Genomic DNA, 19,412 nt, shown 5'->3' with positions numbered 1-19,412 from the left:
AAAGAAATTGACATACACATGCGACCATAGGTCGAACTTGATACGTGTGGCCGTCCTTCCGGAGGGATGAGATGTGAATATCATACTGATGGGATTACCCGGTGCAGGAAAAGGAACACAAGCAGCACTTATTGTTGAGAAACTGCATATTCCTCATATCTCCACTGGGGACATGTTTCGTGCCGCTGTAAAAGAAGAAACACCTCTTGGAGTAGAAGCTAAATCTTACATGGATCAAGGGGCTTTGGTCCCTGACCGTGTGACGATTGGTATCGTCCGGGATCGGTTAGGCAAAAATGATTGTGAGAGTGGTTTTCTATTAGATGGATTTCCACGTACAGTTCCACAGGCGGAAGCACTCGACGAGTTACTTTCTGATCTAGGTAAAGAGATCGATTATGTTATCTATATCGAAGTATCACAACAAGAGTTGCTTAATCGTTTAACTGGCCGTCGTATTTGTAGCAATTGTGGGACTACATTCCACCTTCAGTTTGCTCCACCTAAAGTAGATGGAGTTTGCGATCGCTGTGGTGGTTCTCTTTACCAGCGAGAAGATGATCAAGAAGAAACTGTAGCAAAACGTCTACAGATCAATCAGGAACAAACAGAACTTTTGATTCGTTACTATACGGAAAAAGAAAAGTTAGTACGAGTTGATGGTGAACAACCGATAGAGCAAGTAACGGAGACTATCTTCTCTAAAATTCGGAGTAGGACTAGATGATTACCATAAAATCAGCGAATGAAATCGAAAAGATGCGCCAGGCAGGTAGGTTAGTCGCCCTTACGCATCAAGAGTTGAAAAAATATATTCATCCCGGCGTTACGACCATGGAATTAGATCAGCATGCAGAACAGTTTATTCGTAGTTTTGGAGCAACACCATCCTTTAAAGGGTATAATGGCTTCTCAGGAAGTGTGTGCACTTCCGTAAATGAAGAACTGGTGCATGGGATCCCGGGTCCAAGAAAGCTAAAAGATGGAGATATTATTTCAATTGATATCGGTGCGTATTATGAAGGGTTCCATGGCGATTCTGCTTGGACATATCCAGTTGGAACAATTTCACCTGAGGTAGCACGTCTTCTAGCAGTGACGGAAGCCTCATTATTCGACGGTTTAAAAGTACTAAAAGCGGGTATACGCCTTGGCGATATGGGCAGCCGCATTCAAGCAGTAGCGGAAGATGCTGGTTTTTCTATCGTTCAAGAGTATGCTGGACATGGAATTGGAAGAGAGTTGCACGAACAACCTACTATTCCAAACTATGGTATTGCTGGACGTGGACAAAGAATAAAGAGTGGGATGACACTGGCGATTGAACCGATGGTGAATATGGGAAGTCGATATGTTCATACCCTTGATGATGGATGGACGGTAGTGACCGATGACGGTTCTTGGTGCGCTCATTTTGAGCATACTACCCTGATCACAGATGAAGGCTATGAGATTCTTACCCTAGCAGAAGGTGACTTCGAATGAAGGCCTTACATGAGGCAGCAAGTCGAATTCATTTAGGGCAGATAATAATGGTCTTATCTGGACGGGAAGCTGGCAATTATGCGGTCGTTGTTCGTTTAGATGATTCTTATGTTTGGTTAGCAAATGGGAGAGAACGCAAATTTGCTAAGCCAAAGCGTAAGAATAGACGTCATGTACAACCGACGAGATATATTGCAGATGAAGTAAGTGATGCGATACAGTCCAATGGATTTGTAGATGATGCGAAATTGGTGTTTGCCCTAAATCAGTACAAAAAGCTGAATTTGAAGGGGGGGAAATCTGCAACAAAACATAGAGAATAACCTATTAAAAAATAGGTTAAAAATGGCTGTAGCTTGACTAAGGTGCGCGATTAGGTTAACTTAGTTGTGATCTGAAAGTCATTTAAGTCAAAAAGACTTTCTCATTCGAGGCAATGAGGTAAGGCTCAGCTATTTGCTATGTTTTCGTGGCAGAGTAACTCTATTGGCCAAAGAAGATGTGATTGAGGTTGAGGGTATTGTAAAAGAACCCCTACCTAACGCCATGTTTAAAGTGGAGTTAGAGAACGGTCATGAAGTGCTCGCTCATGTATCTGGTAAGATTCGCATGCACTTCATTCGGATTTTGCCAGGAGACAAAGTGACAGTTCAACTTTCTCCATACGACTTATCCCGTGGGCGTATTACCTATCGGTATAAATAGTCTAAAGTTAGAGGCCCAAAGACTAGAAGTTTTATTTTAAAAATGCTTCTGCTTTGATTCCTCTAAAATAGGAGGTTTGGAGAAGTGAAAGTTCAACCATCAGTTAAACCCATTTGCGAAAAATGTAAGGTAATCAGACGCAATGGAAAAGTCATGGTAATTTGTGAAAATCCAAGGCATAAACAAAAGCAAGGTTAGGAGGTGTAGAGATAGATGGCACGGATAGCAAGTATTGACTTACCTCGTGAAAAGCGGGTAGAGATCGCTCTCACCTACATCTATGGTATTGGTCGTCCAAAAGCTAATGAAATTTTAGCTGCGACAGGTATTAATCCAGATACTCGTGTACGTGATCTAACAGAAGAGGAAGTATCCAAACTACGTACTTACATTGATAAAAGCGTAGTGGTAGAAGGAGACCTCCGTCGTGATGTTGCACTTAACATCAAACGTTTGATGGAAATTGCATCTTACCGTGGTATTCGCCATAGAAGAGGATTACCTGTTCGTGGTCAAAGTACCAAAACCAATGCTCGTACACGTAAAGGTCCACGTCGTACAGTAGCGAATAAGAAAAAATAATAAGTAAGGAGGGATACTTGTGGTAAAACGTAAAACAACCAACCAACGTGTGAAACGTCGTGTAAAAAAACACGTTGAATCTGGCGTGGTACACATTCGCTCCACTTTTAACAATACGATCATCACGATTGCTGATCCACGTGGTAATTCCATCGCTTGGGCTAGCGCTGGTACCATGGGCTTCAAAGGAAGCCGTAAAAGCACACCATTTGCTGCTCAAATGGCTGCCGAACAAGCTGCAAAAACAGCAATGGAAAGTGGCATGAAAAGCGTAGAAGTAATGGTTAAAGGGCCAGGAGCTGGACGTGAAGCAGCGATTCGATCACTACAAGCTGCGGGATTAGAAGTGAGTTTGATTAAAGACGTAACTCCTATCCCACACAATGGTTGTCGTCCGCCAAAGCGTCGTCGTGTATAGTCAGTCGTGCCTGTTGGTTTATTTTACCGGTAATTTGTGTATAATGGATGAGACAAGTTCTGATCTATTTTATTTATTAAATACCGAATAATGCCCGGAACGCGACGTTCTAAAAGGAGGGGCCGTATGATAGAAATTGAAAAACCTAGGATCGATGCGGTTAAAATGAGCGACGATCATCGATACGGAAGATTCGTGGTGGAACCCCTAGAACGTGGATACGGAACAACATTGGGTAATTCGCTGCGCCGTATCTTGCTCTCCTCTTTACCCGGCGCTGCTGTCACATCTGTGCATATCGATGGGGTATTGCACGAGTTTTCCACCATTGCGGGTGTGGTAGAGGATACAACGGAGATTATATTAAATCTAAAAAAGTTATCTCTGAAGATTCATTCCGATGAGGAAAAGGTTTTAGAAATCGATATTGAGGGCGGTTCTGGGGGAAGAGCTGTTCTTGCTGGAGATATCCGTGCGGATAGCGATGTAGAAATCTTAAATCCAGGTCTTCACATTGCAACGCTTGCAGGGGATGCACACTTACATATTCGTATGACTGCGAATCGTGGTCGTGGATATATTCCTGCTGAGCGCAATAAGTCAGAAGACATGCCAATCGGAGTTATCCCTATTGATTCTATTTATACACCGATCGACAGAGTGAACTTTCAAGTTGAGAATACACGTGTTGGACAAGTTACCAACTATGACAAACTGACGTTGGAAGTTTGGTCTGATGGTAGTTTGCATCCAGATGAAGCAGTCAGCCTTGGTGCTAAGATCTTAAACGAGCATCTTATGCTATTTGTTGGTTTGACAGAAGAAGCACAAGGTGCAGAGATTATGGTTGAAAAAGAAGAGGATAAGAAAGAGAAAGTGATGGAAATGACCATCGAAGAACTTGATCTATCTGTCCGTTCTTATAACTGCTTAAAACGTGCTGGCATCAACACCGTACAAGAGCTAACTCAAAAATCCGAAGAAGATATGATGAAAGTGCGTAACTTAGGACGTAAATCGCTAGAAGAAGTGCAAGAAAAGCTAGTGGAACTCGGACTTGGATTACGTGAAGAAGATTAATCCTAAGTAGCGGGGGAGGGAAAAAATATGGCATACTCCAAGTTAGGACGTAATAGTAGTGCGAGAAAAGCACTTCTTCGTGACCTCGTGACAGACTTGATTCTAAACGAAAGAATCGAAACAACTGAAGCAAAAGCTAAGGAACTTCGTTCTGTCGCAGACAAGCTGATTACACTTGGAAAACGCGGCGATCTCCACGCTCGTCGTCAAGCAGCAGAGTTTGTTCGTACCAATCGTTCCTACACAGAGAACGAAGGGGAAGAAGCAACTCATCATAAAAACGTTGATGCAGTTAAAAAATTGTTTGAAGATATCGCACCACGTTACCAAGAGCGCAATGGTGGGTATACTCGTATCTTGAAACTAGGACCACGTCGTGGTGATGGTGCACCAATGGTTTTTATTGAACTTGTAAAGTAAAAAGAATTGACAAAGGGGAGGGCAGGATCGGACCGGTCCACCCTTTTTTGTTAGAAAAAGTTATAACTATTCGGCAATAAGCCTCTATTAAGCCTACAAGCTTATCCATCGACAAGATTTCTTTATCGGATAAAAAGCCATAACTTTATCTGCTAGTATGAACGGATAAGCTTTTGTGGGTTGTTTTTCTTGATTAGGAGCGTTTTTATGGGAACGGAAATTACCTTAAAAGATGTATGGTTTCATTATTATCCTCAAACAGAATCCCGTGAACATTGGGCAGTTCAAGATGTGAGTTTAACCTTTAAACAAGGTGAATATATCAGTATCATTGGTTCCAATGGATCAGGGAAATCATCTTTAGCTTGTCTCTTGAATGGGTTATTTATTCCAACCGAGGGAGAGTTTCGTATTAATGAGCAGCTGATTACAACGGATCAAGACCGCTGGGAATTAAAACGTAGAGTAGGCATGATTTTTCAAAATCCAGATAACCAAATTGTTGCACCTTCGGTTATTGATGATATTGCCTTTGGCCTTGAAAACTTGGGAGTAAACCGAGAAGAAATGAAATTGCGCATTCCTCTTGTTTTACAGCAAGTTGGTCTATCAGGTTTGGAAAAAAAAGAACCGCATCATCTATCAGGCGGGCAAAAACAACGTCTCGCTATTGCAGGTATTTTGGCTATGCATCCAGATGTTATCATATTCGATGAATCTACATCGATGTTGGACCCAGATGGGAGAAAACATATCCTTCGATTGATGGATGAATTGCATAAATCAGGTATTACTATTATTCATATCACGCATCAGGCTACTGAGGCATTTCTTGCACAGCGGCTTATTGTGATCCATCGAGGCCGAATAATGATGGATCAAAGCAGAAAAGAATTATATGCAAATGCGACTCTACTAGACCAATGGGGCTTAGATGTACCAATTGGTATTTTGTTGCACCAAGCATTAAGAAATAAAGGTTGGAAACTTTCAGAGAAGATTGAGAGTGAAGAACAATTGGTGAGTGAGTTATGGACATCCATGTAAATGACATATCGTATGTGTATCAGAAGGGAACACCATTTGAAGAAGAGGCTCTGACAAATCTCTCCTTCTCTATCCCGCATGGGATTATACAGGCGATTATTGGGAAGACAGGTTCAGGGAAATCCACTTTAATTGGGCTATTATCAGGTTTATTGCGTCCCTCTAAAGGGAGTATTACAGTTGGTGAGGATAAAGTTACTGCAAACACCAAAAAAATTCTTTATCGCTCTAAGATTGGCGTTGTTTTTCAATATCCAGAGCACCAATTATTTGCAGAGACTGTTTACAGAGATATTTCCTATGGACCTACAAATCAAGGTATCCCTGCTGAAGAAATAAAAAATCGGGTTTATCATGCTATTAAATTGGTTGGCTTAGATGAATCGTTACTCGAGAAATCCCCCTTCAGTTTAAGTGGTGGACAGATGAGAAGAGCAGCACTTGCAGGTGTTCTGGCTATGGAGCCATCTATCCTCATATTGGATGAACCTACAGCCGGTTTAGACAGAATAGGCAGTGAGCAACTATTGAATCTTATTCATCATTTACATCGGCAAAAACAAGTAACGATTATTTTGGTTACACATCAAATGGATGAAGTAGCGAGATTAGCAGATCGCGTTCTTGTCTTAGAGAAAGGACAATCTGTTTTTAAAGGTTCACCAGTTGAGTTGTTTTCAGATCGATCAAGGCTGGATAGACTTGGTATGGAACCTCCAAGCTTAACCAAACTAATTGACCGTCTGAATGAGCGTATTCATCCGCCCATTCCTACTTCTTTATTTGAACTTGACCAGCTTGTTGCTCATTTAGAGCTTCGAAGGAAGGAAGGAAATAATGAGTAGGATTGTTATCGGGCAATACATCCCAGGGGACTCTTTCCTGCATCGACTTGATCCAAGAGCAAAACTCCTCTTTGTTTTTCTGTTTTTCTTTCTCATTTTTCTTGCAAATAATATACCTTCTTATCTTTTACTCTATTTATTTGTCATCATCTGTATCCTTTTATCACAGATACGAGTACGTCTCTTCTTGGGATCTACCAAACCAGTCTTATTTATTATTATTTTTACCTCTATCTTACATTTGATCATGACGAAAGGAGGAGCAGTACTTCTTTCAACACCTCTATTTACCGTATATGAAGAGGGAGTACGACAAGCTGCTTTTATCTCTTCTCGTTTTCTTATCCTTGTAGTCATGGCGTCTGTATTAACATTTACTACATCTTCACTCGATTTAACCGATGCTTTGGAGCAATTACTAGAACCACTGAAAAAAATACGTATTCCTGTTCATGAATTAGCATTAATGATGTCTATTGCACTACGATTTATTCCTACACTGTGGGAAGAAACAGAAAAAATCAAGAACGCGCAGCTTGCACGGGGAGCGAACTTGGAAAGTGGTAATATTTTTAAGCGTGTAACAGCCTATATACCTATTTTTATCCCATTGTTTCTCTCCTCTTTTCGCAGAGCTGAAGAGCTCGCGATGGCAATGGAAGCGAGGGCTTACCGTGGAGGAGTTGGTCGAACCAAATATCGATTGTTGAAGTACAAAGGAAAAGATTATAGTTTAATTGTGATCTTTCTCCTGTTAGTAATCTTAATAGGATGGCTTCGCTCATGAGAAAAATAAAGATGATTATCGCTTATGACGGTACTGATTTCTCCGGTTTCCAACGTCAACCGGGACGTCGCACGATTCAAGGCGTTTTAGAGGAGACCCTCAGCAGGATACTGAAAGAGAACATCATTATTGAAGGTTCAGGCAGAACAGATGCAGGCGTACATGCTTTGGGGCAAGTATGTCACTTTGTCACGAGTAAACCCATACCTGCAAAGCGTTTTCCATATATTCTTCGGCACACACTGCCAGCGGATTTGATCATCAATAGTAGTGAAGAAGTAGAGCTGGACTTTCATGCCCGGAAAAGTGCTCATTGGAAGACCTATCGCTATCAAGTTGAAACACAAGCAGTTCCTAGGCTTCATATGAGGCGTTTTGCTTATCACTATCCTGTTGAAATCGATCTGAAAACGATGAAACGAGCTGCTGAACATCTAGTTGGGGAGCATGATTTTACTTCTTTTTGCTCAGCAAAAACAGAAATAGAGGATAAAGTACGTACGATATATGATTTAATGGTTTGGGAGGAAAATGGGTTTCGTTATGTAGAAGTAACGGGAAGCGGTTTTCTTTATAATATGGTGAGAATTATCGTTGGTACCCTTCATGACGCGGGAAAAGGGAAGATTAATGCACATGATATTCCCTCTATAATAAACGCATGTGATCGCCAAGCGGCAGGCTCTACGTTTCCACCAGAGGGGCTGCACCTTTTGGAAGTGGGTTATCAACCTAAGACAAAGGATTTTCTTTACGTATAATAAAGGAGATCTTTGTTTTATTAAATGAGTGTATGAACACTAATAATGCAGCAAGTGGAGGCATTTTTTTCTAACATCCTAAAAATGACTAACTTTAGTGATTCCATTGACATTAGGCCCTTTATTGGGGTATGATCATATTTGGTATTTTCCGCTAGCCCCGTGGAAAATCATGTTCGGCAAAAAGGAATTTCCCAAATAGATATGTATTTTCTACCCCTTTGCTTCAAGGGATAGAAACCTACTTTATTCAAGGAGTGAATACAATGCGCACCACTTATATGGCTAAGCCACAAGACGTGGATCAAAAGTGGTATGTGGTAGATGCAGCAGGTAAAACACTCGGTCGCTTAGCAACTGAAGTAGCTACCTTGCTTCGTGGAAAACACAAACCAACTTACACCCCTCATATTGATACTGGAGATTTTGTTATCGTTATTAACTCTTCTCAAATCAACCTAACTGGTAAAAAGCTAGAACAAAAACGTTACTATCGTCACTCTGGATTCCCAGGTGGATTGAAATCAATCACCGCTGGGGACCTGCGTGCTAGCCGTCCAGAACGCATGATTGAACTAGCTGTTAAAGGAATGCTTCCTAAAGGACCTCTTGGTCGCAGCCAATTGAAAAAATTAAAAGTATACGCTGGTAGTGAACATCCTCATCAGGCTCAACAGCCGATCCCGTATGAGCTACGCGGCTAATAAAAGGAGTGAAAAAGTAAATGGCACAAGTACAATATCGCGGTACCGGACGCCGTAAAGAATCCGTAGCACGTGTACGTCTTGTAGCTGGTGATGGTCGTATCGTCATCAACGGACGTAGCATTGATGATTACTTCAATCTAGAAACACTAAAAGCAATCGTTCGTCAACCATTGGTATTAACAGATACAGCTGGTCGTTACGATGTATTGGTTAATGTTGACGGCGGTGGATATACTGGTCAAGCTGGAGCAATTCGTCATGGTATTTCTCGTGCACTTCTAGAAGTGGATAACGAGCTTCGTCCAGCATTGAAAAAAGCTGGATTCCTGACCCGTGATCCAAGAATGAAAGAGCGTAAAAAATATGGATTGAAAGCTGCACGTCGTGCACCTCAGTTCTCCAAACGTTAATGATCGAAACAAAGACTTCCAATCTTATGACTGGAAGTCTTTTTAACATGTTTTTTGTTACTGGTGAGATGGGCTTCTAGTTATTTCATCAGTCATTTCATTACTTTAGTAGTAGATTTCTAGCGCAATTTCGTTAAATTGCGGAGAGTATCCTCATAGTTATAAAAGAGTTCTTTCATGTCTTCTATAAACTCTTGATTGATATCCTCAAATTCGATATCCTCAAATTCTTCCATATTTACCCCATGATTTTTTTGGAAAGAAACTTTCCCTTGCTCTAAGTTAAAAACAATTTTATCCCCTTGCTTTATTTTCAGATGTTTTAAGACTTCTGCTGGTAAAGTTATTCCTAGACTGTTGCCGATTTTTGTCACTTTTCTCTCTACTTCTACCGTTGACACTTTGTCTCATTTTCCTTTCCTTTATTATTTATTTATGTATGCATCTGATCGCTCTTGATTTTCATTGTTATTACAATTATACATGGTATTTTCTTTCTGTAAACGAAAAACAGTCTTTATCTACCAATTGTAGATATTATATCTAAGGGTACCACTAACATTTTGTGATGCTAAGAGATTCAATATAAAAAAACAGTTACTAGATTAAGTGCGGAAAATTAGCATCTTTTATCCTTTAACAAAAATTCTTAGTATAAAGATGTTTTTGAATATAAATGTAGTGTAATCTAATCTTTAAAGATAAAATAATGTAAATAAGAGGTGTCGCCATGTACAAGCTAATGATTATCTTCAAAGAAACTGAAAACATAGAGGAATTTGAGCATTTTTATTATGATGATTTTATTCCAGCCATTGTGAATGTGGATGGGTTAGAGAGAATGGAGCTAACCAAAATCAGGATTCCTCTTGGATATACACGAGACACGCCAACCCCTTTTGATTTGCAGATTGAAATGTATTTTCAAACCAAAAAGTCATTTCAATTTTTCCTATATGAAAGTGAAATTGGACGGGAACTTCAAGAAAAGTTATCGTCATATAGTGAACCCATATATACATGTGCTTGGGGACATACAGAAGTAATTAGTAAATCAGAGATAGTTTCCCGCTACAATGACTTTGTGATCAACTCGTCTTCCTAATAGAATAGGTAGGAAAGGATGATTATAAATGATAAAATTGGAAGCATTGTTTCATATACCTGCTGACAAATCATTGTTTCAAAAGCAGATTCAGGAAGAGATTCTTCCAGGGCTCTATCAAATGCCATACATAGAAAAAATTGAACTAACTCCCTTTTCAGATACCCCTGATGAACTCCAAAAACAATTTCTAGATCGTCCTATTTACTATCAAATTGGTCTTTTTATAAAACAAGAAGATCTAAAGAAATCCTTTGAAACGGAAGCTGGTATAGCTATTGTCCAATATTTAAAATCCATGGGAGCCGAAGTGACTACCGCATATGGAGTTACAAAAATTTTTTACCGCTCAGATTTGGAACAACTAAGAGGATAACTCTTAGTCACTTGCATGTATTTTTGTCCTTCTTATTCCTTTTACCATAGAAACACCTTTTCAATTCGAAAAGGTGTTTTTTGTGTGATTAGAACTATGGATAAAGATTTGATCATACATCTAAAGTGATCAAACATAAAAAGAGGGATAAAGATGGACAAAGCGAGATTAAGTGCCAAGAATCAGATCACCTTACCTGAAACCATTTGCGATAAGCTCCAACTTGAACCGGGGGATGTGCTCGATTTTCTGGAAAATGAACATGGAGAAATTATTATCAAAAAGGGGGCACGAATAGAGGCTTTATTTGCCGTTTTAGATGAGATAAATCATGAAGCAAAGCAAATAGGAATAAAAGAGAGCGATCTATTGGATGAGTTGTCTAGCGTTCGGAGGAACAGACGCTATGGAGAAGAATAAAAAACTCCGTGTCTACGTTGATACCAATATTTTTATCTCTTTGCTTGCATTTAAAAGCCAAAGAATGCGCTATTTTTTAGAAGTAGTACAAAAAAATCACACTTTATTACTGTCTACAGCTGTTATAGATGAGATTGATGAAGTACTGTCAAGAAGATTCCCAAAAGCGGTACCTTTAATGAGTCGAATGCTTCGTTACCTTCAATATGAATTGATCCCCACTCCTGCTCCTAATGATCCTGCATACAAACAGATTGTAAAACAATTGCCGCCGATTAAAGACCCAGATGATGTCATCATCTTTGTCGGTGCGTGGATTGGTAAATCAGATGTGATTGTGTCCCATGATAAAAAACACTTCCATACGAAAGAAGTAAAAGCTGTGTTTACGGTGATGACCGTTCATGATTTTTTGTTCATTCATGATGTAAATCCAGTAGAGTGAATTATATTATCATATTTTTCTAATTAATCACTTATATTTACAATTAAATAGACAATGATCCAGTTTGTATGATAAAATTATAAAGGAATAAACAAAATAATCTAACAACAAGGGATGTAATGATGCGAAAATTTACGAAAGTCTTAGTTACTGCTGCTTTCGCGGTAGGAGTGACGATTACGGGTTTAGCACCATTAACCTATGCTGCTCCACTTACAAAACAAGTAGACCCAGAACAAGATCATAGAAGTACTATCTTGCAGACGGAACAGCTAGCTACACAGGGAAAAGCAATCAACAGTGAAGACTTTGCGATAGGCGTAAAAGGGCAAGATATCCAAAATAAATGGGGACAGCCTGATCCAGAAAGCTCCAGTGAAGACGCATTTACGTACAGCAAACGAAACATAGCGTTTTTCTTATCCAATGGTCTGGTTACCCACATCGTCTCCTATGACAAACGGTATGAACCCATCACTTATAAAGAAGTGAAAAAAACGCTAGGTGAACCTTCCAAAGAAACAAGGGGCGATGATGGAGTTTATACCACTTATGAGTGTGGAAAAAAATTGCTTGTCATCTCTTATTACTATGATAAGACCGGGAAAAATCCAGATACGATAAACCAAGTTGTCGTGATGAATCAATACAAAGATATGACACAAGAAGAGAAACAGCAATATAGGATGAAATGGCCTTCTTTGTTTAAGTGAGAACCCTGAAAATGATAGGAAGTAAATAAATAATCCCCCTTCTAAAGAAGGGGGATTTATGGTGTTTCATTATATACTCGGGGTACAGCATATGAGCTGCACCGGATGGTCCCCGCTGGCCGCGGCCGACACGTCTCAAAGAGGTCGGTCGCGGTCAGCGGTACCAAATCAAAGTTTCTAGGGTGCCCGGTTATGCCGGGCTCAACGTTGTCGCTTCATCGTGTCCTTTCGGGTAGAGAGCGGTCACGTTTTTAGAATAATTCCATTATAATTCAGAATATATAGATTGTCAACAACTTAATTCCCTCGAATTTGACTCCACATCGTAACCATATCAATCCAACCTCGATGTTCCGTAATTTTCCCATCGACCACCCGGTATTGGCGATAGAGAGTAACATCAATCGTATTGCCAGTTGGTGCAGTTCCAAAGAATATCCCTTTATGCGTGCCTTTTACCTTCATTCTTACGAGTACTTTATTGTCTTTCGTCATCATCTCTTCCACGGTATAGCCTTTATCAGGAAAGGATTTCAATATGGTTGCAGCAAACTTTTTCAGCCCTTCTTTGGATTGGTATGCAAGTTCTCGATAGTTTTCCGATAGAAATTGATCGAGGCAATCAAAATCATTTTTGTTCCAAAATTGCTCAACAAACTCGCTAACAACTTTCACATTTTGCTGTTCTACTGTATTCATCTAAAACATCTCCTTTGAATTTTTTATTTTTTATCATTAACCTTGTAACTGGGGTAAAAGGGTACCTGTATCAAACCAACCTTTATGCTTGACAATCTTCCCTTTTACTACTTGGAACTCACGATACTGGGTAATTTTTACTGATTTTTTTGTAGGAGCGTTCCCAGCGAAAGCCCTAACATGTTCAGCAGTGATGATGATTCTTGCTATGGCTTTTTCTCTCTGGACAAAAATTTCATCTACCTCATATTGTCGATTCGTAAATGCTTCTGTTATTTGTGGGGAGAAAAACTGATCTGTCTCATTTAGTGTGATTTCATTTGCTTTCTCTTGAATAAATGCGGTTACTACTTCCAAATTTTTTTGTTCTATTGTGTTCATCACAAACATCTCCTTTAAATTTATATAAATGTAACCAAAAGGTAACGTATTTCCTAAAAAAATGTGTTTTTGAGTATTTAACTTGAAATTACAGCTTTAAAGGAAACGGAAATTTCTTCGCTTGCTAAAATAGATTCGCTATGCTTCAAAAGGATGGTACTGTTCGCATTTTTACGGTTACTTCCTGCTACTAAGGTTATTCTCATGGATTTGATCACCTTTCTTTTAAATTATGTGTTATTCCGTTTTGACTTGCTGACAGACCAATTTGTTTGTGCTAACATGTGACTAAAAGATCACCTTTGATATTTTTATCATATGTTACCATGTGGTCACATGTCAAGGGTTGCTTATCATTTTTTAAAATATTTTTTTGGGAGGATTTTTGATGGAGAAAGATGCCTTTAAGGCACTGGCTGATCCAAGTCGGCGCAAGCTTTTGGATTTGCTCTACTCCTCAGATGGGCAGTCCTTACATGAATTATGTGAGCCGCTTGAGATGTCCCGGTTTGGTGTGATGAAACATCTAAACATATTAGAAGAAGCGGGGCTGATTACAACTAAAAAAGTCGGTCGAGAAAAGTTACATTATTTAAATGCTGTGCCTATTCACCAGATTTATAATAGATGGGTGAGCAAATATACCGAACCGTGGGTGGGTGGATTAGCATCTCTGCAAGAAGAATTGGAGCGTGATAAAAGCATGGAAAGCAAACCTAGTCATATTCACCGCATAGCGATAAAAGCAAAGCCAGATCAAGTCTGGGATGCGATCACAGATCCAGAGAAAACATCGAAGTTTTGGTTCAACTGTGCAGTGCGCTCGACTTGGGAAGAGGAGTCCTCCTTTGAGCTATGGAATCAAGAAGAGAAGAAGGCGGAAGGCATCATCTTAGACATCAAGCCTCCACATATACTTGTGCTGAGCTTCCGTTTTCATTCTTTCCCAGGCACAGAAAAGGACACTCCATCAAGGATCACATGGGAATTACAAGAACATGAAGCAATCCCCGGTACTACACTTGTAACGGTGATTCATGATGAATTTGCACAAGCGGAAAACACAGCGAAAATCTTGGAAAATGGTTTACCGATAGTTATTTCCGGTTTGAAGACGTTATTGGAAACAGGGAAGCCGCTGGCTAGTGAGTAATATACTGTAATCTTCTACTTGGCTATCAAATATTTCTTCAAAACTACTTGTTGCTTAGTTGGAAGGAGCTTGGTGCTGTTGAGCCAAAGAAAGCTGGTACGAAGGATTTCTTGGGAATCCGACATATCAAAGGGCAGCCAATCGAGGTTCTGAAAACAATCTGAGCAGTCCGTAGTCTCCAATCATATAGGAATACTGCTGGTCTGTTCCCCACCTCATCTGTTTCTCTGATGGGGTGGCGCCGTTTAACATAAAATCTTCAGAGGTAAATACATAGTCAACTAAATAGCCCCCAAAACAAAATGGTTTATTTTATTTTTCGAAGATTATAAAATGAGAGAGCACAGGCAATCCCTGTTTTATTGGCCTAGAAGAAAAGAGAAAAACGTAGTAAATCTCATTAAGCCGAAATCGATATAACCGAAGATTTGCAAAGACCTATCTCTCTTGGAGCAATTGTGCTACGACAAAAGATCCCGTGGCTGAAAAGCCTCTCCCTGCTGAATCTCAGCATCGCGGATATCCTGCTCGGATCGAAGGGACAGCTTGTTTTCCCAGGACTGGGGCTTTTGCTGGAAAAACAGGGCCTGATCTTCCATTTGGGCTTGATCCTCATGGACGTTATGGCTTCTCAGGTAGTGTTCAACCTGTTCGTGCGGCGTTGGATCAAACGCTGGGGAGCCAAAAACACAGTGCAGGTAATGCTAGTGATCGGTGTGGTAACTAGTGTCCTGCTAGTCATCGCGATGCAGTACGGCAACGTGCTCTGCTACTACTTGGCATTTGGCATTTCTCCAGGTATTTCGAGCGCATGCTTAACGATCGTCTCTCTGATGCTTCGTAAGCAGCTCGGTGAAGACCACATCAAGGGAACCTCACAGATTGGTCTTATTGCAACACTAGCTACAGCTGTCTGCACGTATCTGGGCTTTCAGGCACCTATGTTCATCTGGGTGATCCTAGATTCTGGGCTTCAGTTGGGCATCGTGGTCTTGATGTTCTTCTGCATCCCAGATGCTGATGAACCCGAGGAGCAGTCACTAAAGGGTATGTTGCATGATCCAGCGATGCGCATCAATGTCGGAAACTTCTGCATGCTGCTCGTGTTCTACTGTTTTGGCAAGCTGCTACCGCTTGCTGAAGTTGTCGATGAAGGACATGTGGATATCCTGCTTCTGGTGATCTCGCTTCTGTCAGGGCTGGCTCAGGTCCTTTTGAGCAGTTATGCCAATAAGCATCGGTCGAGGAGCAGCTGGATCATCTTGGTCTGCCGAATCTGCATGTTGATCGGTCTTGGTTTGATCCTGCTCAGCGGAGGTTCATGGGTTGCGATCGGCACTGGTGGAACCCTTTGGGCGCTGGGCGTGTGTAGCAACTCCATCGTCAGGCACGCGAGCTACGCCAACGCGTCGGACAAAGTGTTGGGTGGCACTCTCCCTATGGTGACTTGGAACTTGTCGGGTCTTATTGGGGGTGCTTACATTTGGCTCGCGGAGTCTATCCATGTATCTCACCGAGCCGCTATGGGATGGCTCCTCATTCCGGCAGGAGTTTCCGTGATGTTCGCGGTAGTCACGTGGAAGCTTCACAAATTGCCACCTAAGGACCCGCAGATTTAGTCGGTTGGGGCTGGTGAGACAAACTAAACTAACGAATAGAAAGGCTAACTATCAGGGAATTGCTCGATGACCCACAAGTCCAGCAGGGCTTGGGTCATCGGCAAATATTATAAGGCTATTTTTCCCCTGTATCTTCTTTATTCTATTAGGATACTAGAAAAAGCACTCCTACCAGCCAGATTAAGTAATCCAACCTGTGGAGTGTGTTTTTTGTTTTGTGTAGCTATTCACTGTGATCTTCGATCACAATTAATTTATCATCTTTAATCTGAAAGATAGATTTCCCTTGGTGTTGCAGCTTTCCTCCAGCAACTAATCCGATCAAATCCATCGCAAGTGTCGCTTCATAATCAATCTCTATTTCTACTTTGTCTGGGAGAACCGTAAACTGTTTGATCGTTTGACAGCGCTCGGAAAAGACATCCTTCGCTTCTTCTGCAAACTCACGAAACTCATCGATGCCTTTTGTCTCTACCTCTATCTCACCGCCGGAAATATTGCGGAATTGTACATCTGGGTGTAAAAGCGCTACCATTTCCTCAATATCAAAAGCATTGTAAGCGTCCACATATTGCTGTACGAGACTTTTTTCTTTGGTGTTCATTCACATTCTCCCATCATAAGTAGATATACACGATTGATAAAGGTATTACTGTAAAAGAATAGCAATTTATCCTACTATATATAAAATTTAATAGTTAGTCAATTCTGTACTTATGAAGGGAAGTTAATTTATTAATCTTCAGGTGGTTTAATATAAGAATCTCTCATCATTATGACCTCCTTTTATAGTTCATCTGGTGGTCCAGGAAAGCTCATTTTTTTACCCTCCTATCATTATGTCTCAAAGCAATGGTCTTTCTAGTCTAGTCATCATCTGGTGGACCAGGAAAGCTCATGTTTTACCTCCTACCATTAATGTCTCAAAAACAATGGTCAATTTAGTCTATTGATCATCTGGTGGACCTGTAAAATCCATAACTCTATCACCTATTTTCACTGTAGATCTGATGATATTCATCCAATAGTTCATAATATTTTGTTCGATTGGTGTCCCGATAACAACTAGCAATTTTCAAAAGCAAATTTCTAATATTCCCCCGCTTTCCAAGTTTTTTATAGTTATCGAGAGATTCTTCATAAACTTTACTAGCTTTTTCTACTTTTTCATATTGAATGTAGTAGTCTCCAACACATTCTAATGATTCAGCTAATACTATCTTATTTGAAGTTTCCTTTGATTTGTAGATAGCAGTAGTAAACATTTCATATGCTTTTTGAGAAGCGTTCACTTGCTGATACAATTTTCCCATCTGGATAAAGATTTTAGAAATGAAAAACTTATTTTGCATGTGTGAACCCATTTTTATAGCAGATTGAAAGCAGATTTCTGCATTTTGAATTTCATTTTGTTGCTGGTAACACTCCCCTAAGGCCACCCACAGATAACTGGCGTGGTCATACATACGATTAACCCTAGCCATTATAAGGCCTTCAGTAGCAAGTGTTACAGCTTGTTCAAATCTGGATAGTTTGGTTAAAAGCCTTGTTTTTATTTCATACATACTAAGAATTACTTGTCGACTATCGATATTATTTCTATTTGCCCATAAATCCTCGATTTCCAACAATGCCTCTTCGTTTCGATTTAACTCTTCCAAATAGATAACTTTACTAATCAGTAAGTAATGATAGATATGTTCTTTCTCTCCATCTTTATAAAAAATGTCAAGTCCTTTGACTGTGTATTCCATGGCTTTGTCTATACAATCTTCATAAAAATGAATCCGTCCTAATGCATGACAGCTCGCAGGGGCAAGATTATACATCCTTAGTTCTGGGTCATAGTTTTCCACCACTTGCTGATAGACTACTTTTGCTTTGTCTTTTTTCCCTTTCCTCTCCCAATATCTCGCTTTTAAATACAGTGCCCAAATGCGATGGTATTCGCTTTCAGGCTTTATTTTCCTAAGTTCTTCCCATGCTTCATCAGGGGAGACCATGTTAAGGTGGTTTTCGATCGAGAGTAGTTTTAACGCGATATCTACTTCATCCGCTTCGTCGGCTTCCGTTTGGTATTTTTGAATTTCCACTCCTAGTTGTTCGCATAAGAAGATGACTTTTTCTCTACTGACGGAAACACTTCCTCTTTCCATTCTGCTGATCGTACCAGTGGATAAAAATCCGTCCAGCGCAAGGTCTTCTTGGCGATAACCCTTTTTCTTTCTCGCTTCTCGTATCTCGGAAGCTAGTTCCGCAGTGACATAGAGATGAGTTTTCATATCAACACCTCAAAAAAATTTTTTTGGATAGTTTGTATGACAAACGCTTAATTTTAATGCAGCGTATGCTGTTTACAAAGAAGTTGCATTAAAATTCGGGCTTTTACCCGGAATTTTAACGGATTTCATAGGCTATTATTCTTTGTTGGAATTAATTTCATAATTGGTAAAATTCATTATACTATGCGAAGATGTGCTTGAAAATCATATTTTTTAGGAGGAGTTTCGATGATTCAATTACAAATCACAGGAGAAGTAGCAGAAGTACAAGCTTTTGTTCACTATTTGAGAGAACAGCCTATGTTTCAAGTAGAGCAGAAAGAAGAAGAAAGAGGTTATGATCATGATTATTTTTCACTCACTTGTGAAGTGAAAACGAGTCTATTAAAGCCATCTTTGCGGACTGTCCATAAAGTGCATCTGGTCACACCTGATCGAAAAAAATATGGTGATTGAGCTGTTAGATGCGAAAGTGAAGAAGGTTGGCAGCAGCGTGACCATCACAGGCCGCAGTTACGATATTTTTACTTGAGATAGAATATTATTCAAATTATAATTATTGTGTCATCATGACGGATTTACTGAACATGAGAGAGACATGCAAAATTTGAAGCGTAGGATGTTTGATCTGTTCCATCGTTTCAAGCAGAACAGACAAATCGATCAGCTTGCGAGAAAGTATCGTAAGCTCTACAGGCAGATGACACAGGCTCTCTGTGAACAGCAGAGAGTGATCAATCAGCTTGATGGCGAGGAGCTGACTCAGGCACAAACAGCCATGTGGGACATGAGCTCAAATTACTACGTTGATCTCAGAAAGATCATCAACTCTGTTCCAGAGGCGCACATCAAGCGTTTCTGGCAGCTGGCGTCGTAGTAATCCGCCCCACTCTGCCAGACCGGTGGAGGGGGGCGGAAACGACAGAATATTAATCGAAATATTTAAAATAAAATCCAAAAGGACACATAGCT

30 protein-coding genes are annotated in these 19,412 nt (G+C 40.2%); 24 read left to right on the top strand and 6 right to left on the bottom strand.

Annotation, left to right across the window (positions count from 1 at the left end):
• The first annotated feature begins 73 nt into the window (after window positions 1-73).
• From AC5WOE_RS17235 to rpsI, 15 genes are all read left to right on the top strand, one after another.
• Window positions 74-727: an adenylate kinase gene (locus AC5WOE_RS17235; RefSeq protein WP_496051232.1), complete on the top strand. Its 654-nt coding sequence runs from the start codon at window positions 74-76 to the stop codon at window positions 725-727.
• A complete protein-coding gene (gene map / locus AC5WOE_RS17230) occupies window positions 724-1,485 on the top strand; it encodes a type I methionyl aminopeptidase (protein WP_496051233.1) in 762 nt (253 codons plus the stop codon). The genes AC5WOE_RS17235 and map overlap by 4 nt, the downstream gene beginning before the upstream one ends.
• Window positions 1,482-1,808: a KOW domain-containing RNA-binding protein gene (locus AC5WOE_RS17225; protein ID WP_496051234.1), complete on the top strand. Its 327-nt coding sequence runs from the start codon at window positions 1,482-1,484 to the stop codon at window positions 1,806-1,808. The genes map and AC5WOE_RS17225 overlap by 4 nt, the downstream gene beginning before the upstream one ends.
• A gap of 163 nt (window positions 1,809-1,971) precedes the next feature.
• The gene (gene infA / locus AC5WOE_RS17220; RefSeq protein WP_028777722.1) at window positions 1,972-2,190 is read left to right on the top strand and encodes a translation initiation factor IF-1; all 219 of its coding nucleotides are present in this window, start codon (window positions 1,972-1,974) and stop codon (window positions 2,188-2,190) included.
• Window positions 2,191-2,274: 84 nt separating this feature from the next.
• Entirely contained in the window at window positions 2,275-2,388 is a 114-nt protein-coding gene (rpmJ, locus tag AC5WOE_RS17215; RefSeq protein WP_240876428.1) for a 50S ribosomal protein L36, read from the top strand.
• A 15-nt stretch (window positions 2,389-2,403) separates the two neighbouring features.
• The gene (rpsM, locus tag AC5WOE_RS17210; RefSeq protein ID WP_496051235.1) at window positions 2,404-2,772 is read left to right on the top strand and encodes a 30S ribosomal protein S13; all 369 of its coding nucleotides are present in this window, start codon (window positions 2,404-2,406) and stop codon (window positions 2,770-2,772) included.
• A gap of 19 nt (window positions 2,773-2,791) precedes the next feature.
• Complete coding sequence (gene rpsK, locus AC5WOE_RS17205; protein WP_496051236.1) at window positions 2,792-3,190, top strand: 30S ribosomal protein S11; 399 nt, start codon at window positions 2,792-2,794, stop codon at window positions 3,188-3,190.
• A 126-nt stretch (window positions 3,191-3,316) separates the two neighbouring features.
• Window positions 3,317-4,270, top strand: a complete 954-nt coding sequence (locus tag AC5WOE_RS17200; RefSeq protein WP_496051237.1) for a DNA-directed RNA polymerase subunit alpha — start codon at window positions 3,317-3,319, stop codon at window positions 4,268-4,270.
• A 27-nt stretch (window positions 4,271-4,297) separates the two neighbouring features.
• Window positions 4,298-4,690, top strand: a complete 393-nt coding sequence (gene rplQ / locus AC5WOE_RS17195) for a 50S ribosomal protein L17 (RefSeq protein ID WP_496051238.1) — start codon at window positions 4,298-4,300, stop codon at window positions 4,688-4,690.
• A gap of 207 nt (window positions 4,691-4,897) precedes the next feature.
• Window positions 4,898-5,737 (top strand): energy-coupling factor transporter ATPase, encoded by an 840-nt coding sequence (locus AC5WOE_RS17190; protein WP_496051239.1) that lies wholly within the window; start codon window positions 4,898-4,900, stop codon window positions 5,735-5,737.
• Window positions 5,722-6,582, top strand: a complete 861-nt coding sequence (locus AC5WOE_RS17185) for an energy-coupling factor transporter ATPase (RefSeq protein WP_496053139.1) — start codon at window positions 5,722-5,724, stop codon at window positions 6,580-6,582. The genes AC5WOE_RS17190 and AC5WOE_RS17185 overlap by 16 nt, the downstream gene beginning before the upstream one ends.
• Window positions 6,572-7,369, top strand: coding sequence for an energy-coupling factor transporter transmembrane component T family protein (locus AC5WOE_RS17180; RefSeq protein WP_496051282.1), 798 nt, complete (start codon window positions 6,572-6,574; stop codon window positions 7,367-7,369). Before AC5WOE_RS17185 ends, AC5WOE_RS17180 begins: the two co-directional genes overlap by 11 nt.
• A complete protein-coding gene (truA, locus tag AC5WOE_RS17175) occupies window positions 7,366-8,130 on the top strand; it encodes a tRNA pseudouridine(38-40) synthase TruA (protein ID WP_496051241.1) in 765 nt (254 codons plus the stop codon). The genes AC5WOE_RS17180 and truA overlap by 4 nt, the downstream gene beginning before the upstream one ends.
• A 266-nt stretch (window positions 8,131-8,396) precedes the next feature.
• The gene (gene rplM, locus AC5WOE_RS17170) at window positions 8,397-8,834 is read left to right on the top strand and encodes a 50S ribosomal protein L13 (protein WP_496051242.1); all 438 of its coding nucleotides are present in this window, start codon (window positions 8,397-8,399) and stop codon (window positions 8,832-8,834) included.
• Window positions 8,835-8,854: 20 nt separating this feature from the next.
• On the top strand, window positions 8,855-9,247 hold the full coding sequence (gene rpsI, locus AC5WOE_RS17165; RefSeq protein WP_240876441.1) for a 30S ribosomal protein S9: 393 nt from the start codon (window positions 8,855-8,857) through the stop codon (window positions 9,245-9,247).
• Between the two features lie 119 nt (window positions 9,248-9,366).
• Here rpsI and AC5WOE_RS17160 read toward each other — a convergent pair whose 3' ends face one another.
• On the bottom strand, window positions 9,367-9,648 hold the full coding sequence (locus AC5WOE_RS17160; protein WP_496051243.1) for an AbrB/MazE/SpoVT family DNA-binding domain-containing protein: 282 nt from the start codon (window positions 9,646-9,648) through the stop codon (window positions 9,367-9,369).
• A gap of 329 nt (window positions 9,649-9,977) precedes the next feature.
• Between AC5WOE_RS17160 and AC5WOE_RS17155 the strand changes: the two genes are divergently transcribed.
• From AC5WOE_RS17155 to AC5WOE_RS17135, 5 genes are all read left to right on the top strand, one after another.
• Window positions 9,978-10,352, top strand: a complete 375-nt coding sequence (locus AC5WOE_RS17155) for an EthD family reductase (protein ID WP_496051244.1) — start codon at window positions 9,978-9,980, stop codon at window positions 10,350-10,352.
• 28 nt (window positions 10,353-10,380) lie between these two features.
• Window positions 10,381-10,728 carry a hypothetical protein gene (locus tag AC5WOE_RS17150; RefSeq protein WP_496051245.1) on the top strand — a complete coding sequence of 116 codons (348 nt, stop codon included), beginning with the start codon at window positions 10,381-10,383 and terminating at the stop codon, window positions 10,726-10,728.
• A gap of 153 nt (window positions 10,729-10,881) precedes the next feature.
• Window positions 10,882-11,148 carry an AbrB/MazE/SpoVT family DNA-binding domain-containing protein gene (locus AC5WOE_RS17145; RefSeq protein ID WP_496051246.1) on the top strand — a complete coding sequence of 89 codons (267 nt, stop codon included), beginning with the start codon at window positions 10,882-10,884 and terminating at the stop codon, window positions 11,146-11,148.
• The gene (locus AC5WOE_RS17140; RefSeq protein WP_496051247.1) at window positions 11,135-11,593 is read left to right on the top strand and encodes a PIN domain-containing protein; all 459 of its coding nucleotides are present in this window, start codon (window positions 11,135-11,137) and stop codon (window positions 11,591-11,593) included. Before AC5WOE_RS17145 ends, AC5WOE_RS17140 begins: the two co-directional genes overlap by 14 nt.
• 122 nt (window positions 11,594-11,715) lie before the next feature.
• Complete coding sequence (locus AC5WOE_RS17135; RefSeq protein ID WP_496051248.1) at window positions 11,716-12,306, top strand: DUF4309 domain-containing protein; 591 nt, start codon at window positions 11,716-11,718, stop codon at window positions 12,304-12,306.
• Between the two features lie 297 nt (window positions 12,307-12,603).
• Here the strand turns inward: AC5WOE_RS17135 and AC5WOE_RS17130 are convergent, their stop codons facing one another.
• From AC5WOE_RS17130 to AC5WOE_RS17120, 3 genes are all read right to left on the bottom strand, one after another.
• A complete protein-coding gene (locus AC5WOE_RS17130; protein WP_496051249.1) occupies window positions 12,604-13,005 on the bottom strand; it encodes an ester cyclase in 402 nt (133 codons plus the stop codon).
• Window positions 13,006-13,041: 36 nt separating this feature from the next.
• Window positions 13,042-13,386 (bottom strand): ester cyclase, encoded by a 345-nt coding sequence (locus AC5WOE_RS17125; RefSeq protein ID WP_496051250.1) that lies wholly within the window; start codon window positions 13,384-13,386, stop codon window positions 13,042-13,044.
• A gap of 77 nt (window positions 13,387-13,463) precedes the next feature.
• Entirely contained in the window at window positions 13,464-13,592 is a 129-nt protein-coding gene (locus AC5WOE_RS17120) for a hypothetical protein (protein WP_496051251.1), read from the bottom strand.
• A gap of 182 nt (window positions 13,593-13,774) precedes the next feature.
• On the opposite strand from AC5WOE_RS17120, the gene AC5WOE_RS17115 reads away from it, so the two are divergent.
• Entirely contained in the window at window positions 13,775-14,539 is a 765-nt protein-coding gene (locus tag AC5WOE_RS17115; RefSeq protein ID WP_496051252.1) for an ArsR/SmtB family transcription factor, read from the top strand.
• A gap of 458 nt (window positions 14,540-14,997) precedes the next feature.
• Window positions 14,998-16,158 (top strand): hypothetical protein, encoded by a 1,161-nt coding sequence (locus AC5WOE_RS17110; RefSeq protein ID WP_496051253.1) that lies wholly within the window; start codon window positions 14,998-15,000, stop codon window positions 16,156-16,158.
• A 223-nt stretch (window positions 16,159-16,381) separates the two neighbouring features.
• On the opposite strand, the gene AC5WOE_RS17105 is transcribed toward AC5WOE_RS17110, so the two are convergent.
• Both AC5WOE_RS17105 and AC5WOE_RS17100 read right to left on the bottom strand, forming a co-directional pair.
• Window positions 16,382-16,762, bottom strand: a complete 381-nt coding sequence (locus AC5WOE_RS17105; protein ID WP_496051254.1) for a nuclear transport factor 2 family protein — start codon at window positions 16,760-16,762, stop codon at window positions 16,382-16,384.
• Window positions 16,763-17,144: 382 nt separating this feature from the next.
• Window positions 17,145-18,440: a helix-turn-helix domain-containing protein gene (locus AC5WOE_RS17100; protein WP_496051255.1), complete on the bottom strand. Its 1,296-nt coding sequence runs from the start codon at window positions 18,438-18,440 to the stop codon at window positions 17,145-17,147.
• Between the two features lie 228 nt (window positions 18,441-18,668).
• Here AC5WOE_RS17100 and AC5WOE_RS17095 point away from each other — a divergent pair, with 228 nt between their 5' ends.
• Both AC5WOE_RS17095 and AC5WOE_RS17090 read left to right on the top strand, forming a co-directional pair.
• The gene (locus tag AC5WOE_RS17095) at window positions 18,669-18,896 is read left to right on the top strand and encodes a hypothetical protein (protein WP_496051256.1); all 228 of its coding nucleotides are present in this window, start codon (window positions 18,669-18,671) and stop codon (window positions 18,894-18,896) included.
• A 142-nt stretch (window positions 18,897-19,038) separates the two neighbouring features.
• The gene (locus AC5WOE_RS17090; protein WP_496051257.1) at window positions 19,039-19,317 is read left to right on the top strand and encodes a hypothetical protein; all 279 of its coding nucleotides are present in this window, start codon (window positions 19,039-19,041) and stop codon (window positions 19,315-19,317) included.
• The last annotated feature ends 95 nt before the right edge of the window (window positions 19,318-19,412 follow it).

The sequence above is a fragment of the Shimazuella sp. NTD248 genome (assembly GCF_059510395.1).
Note: the sequence above shows the minus strand (reverse complement) of the source record. Positions and strands in the feature narration are given on the sequence as shown.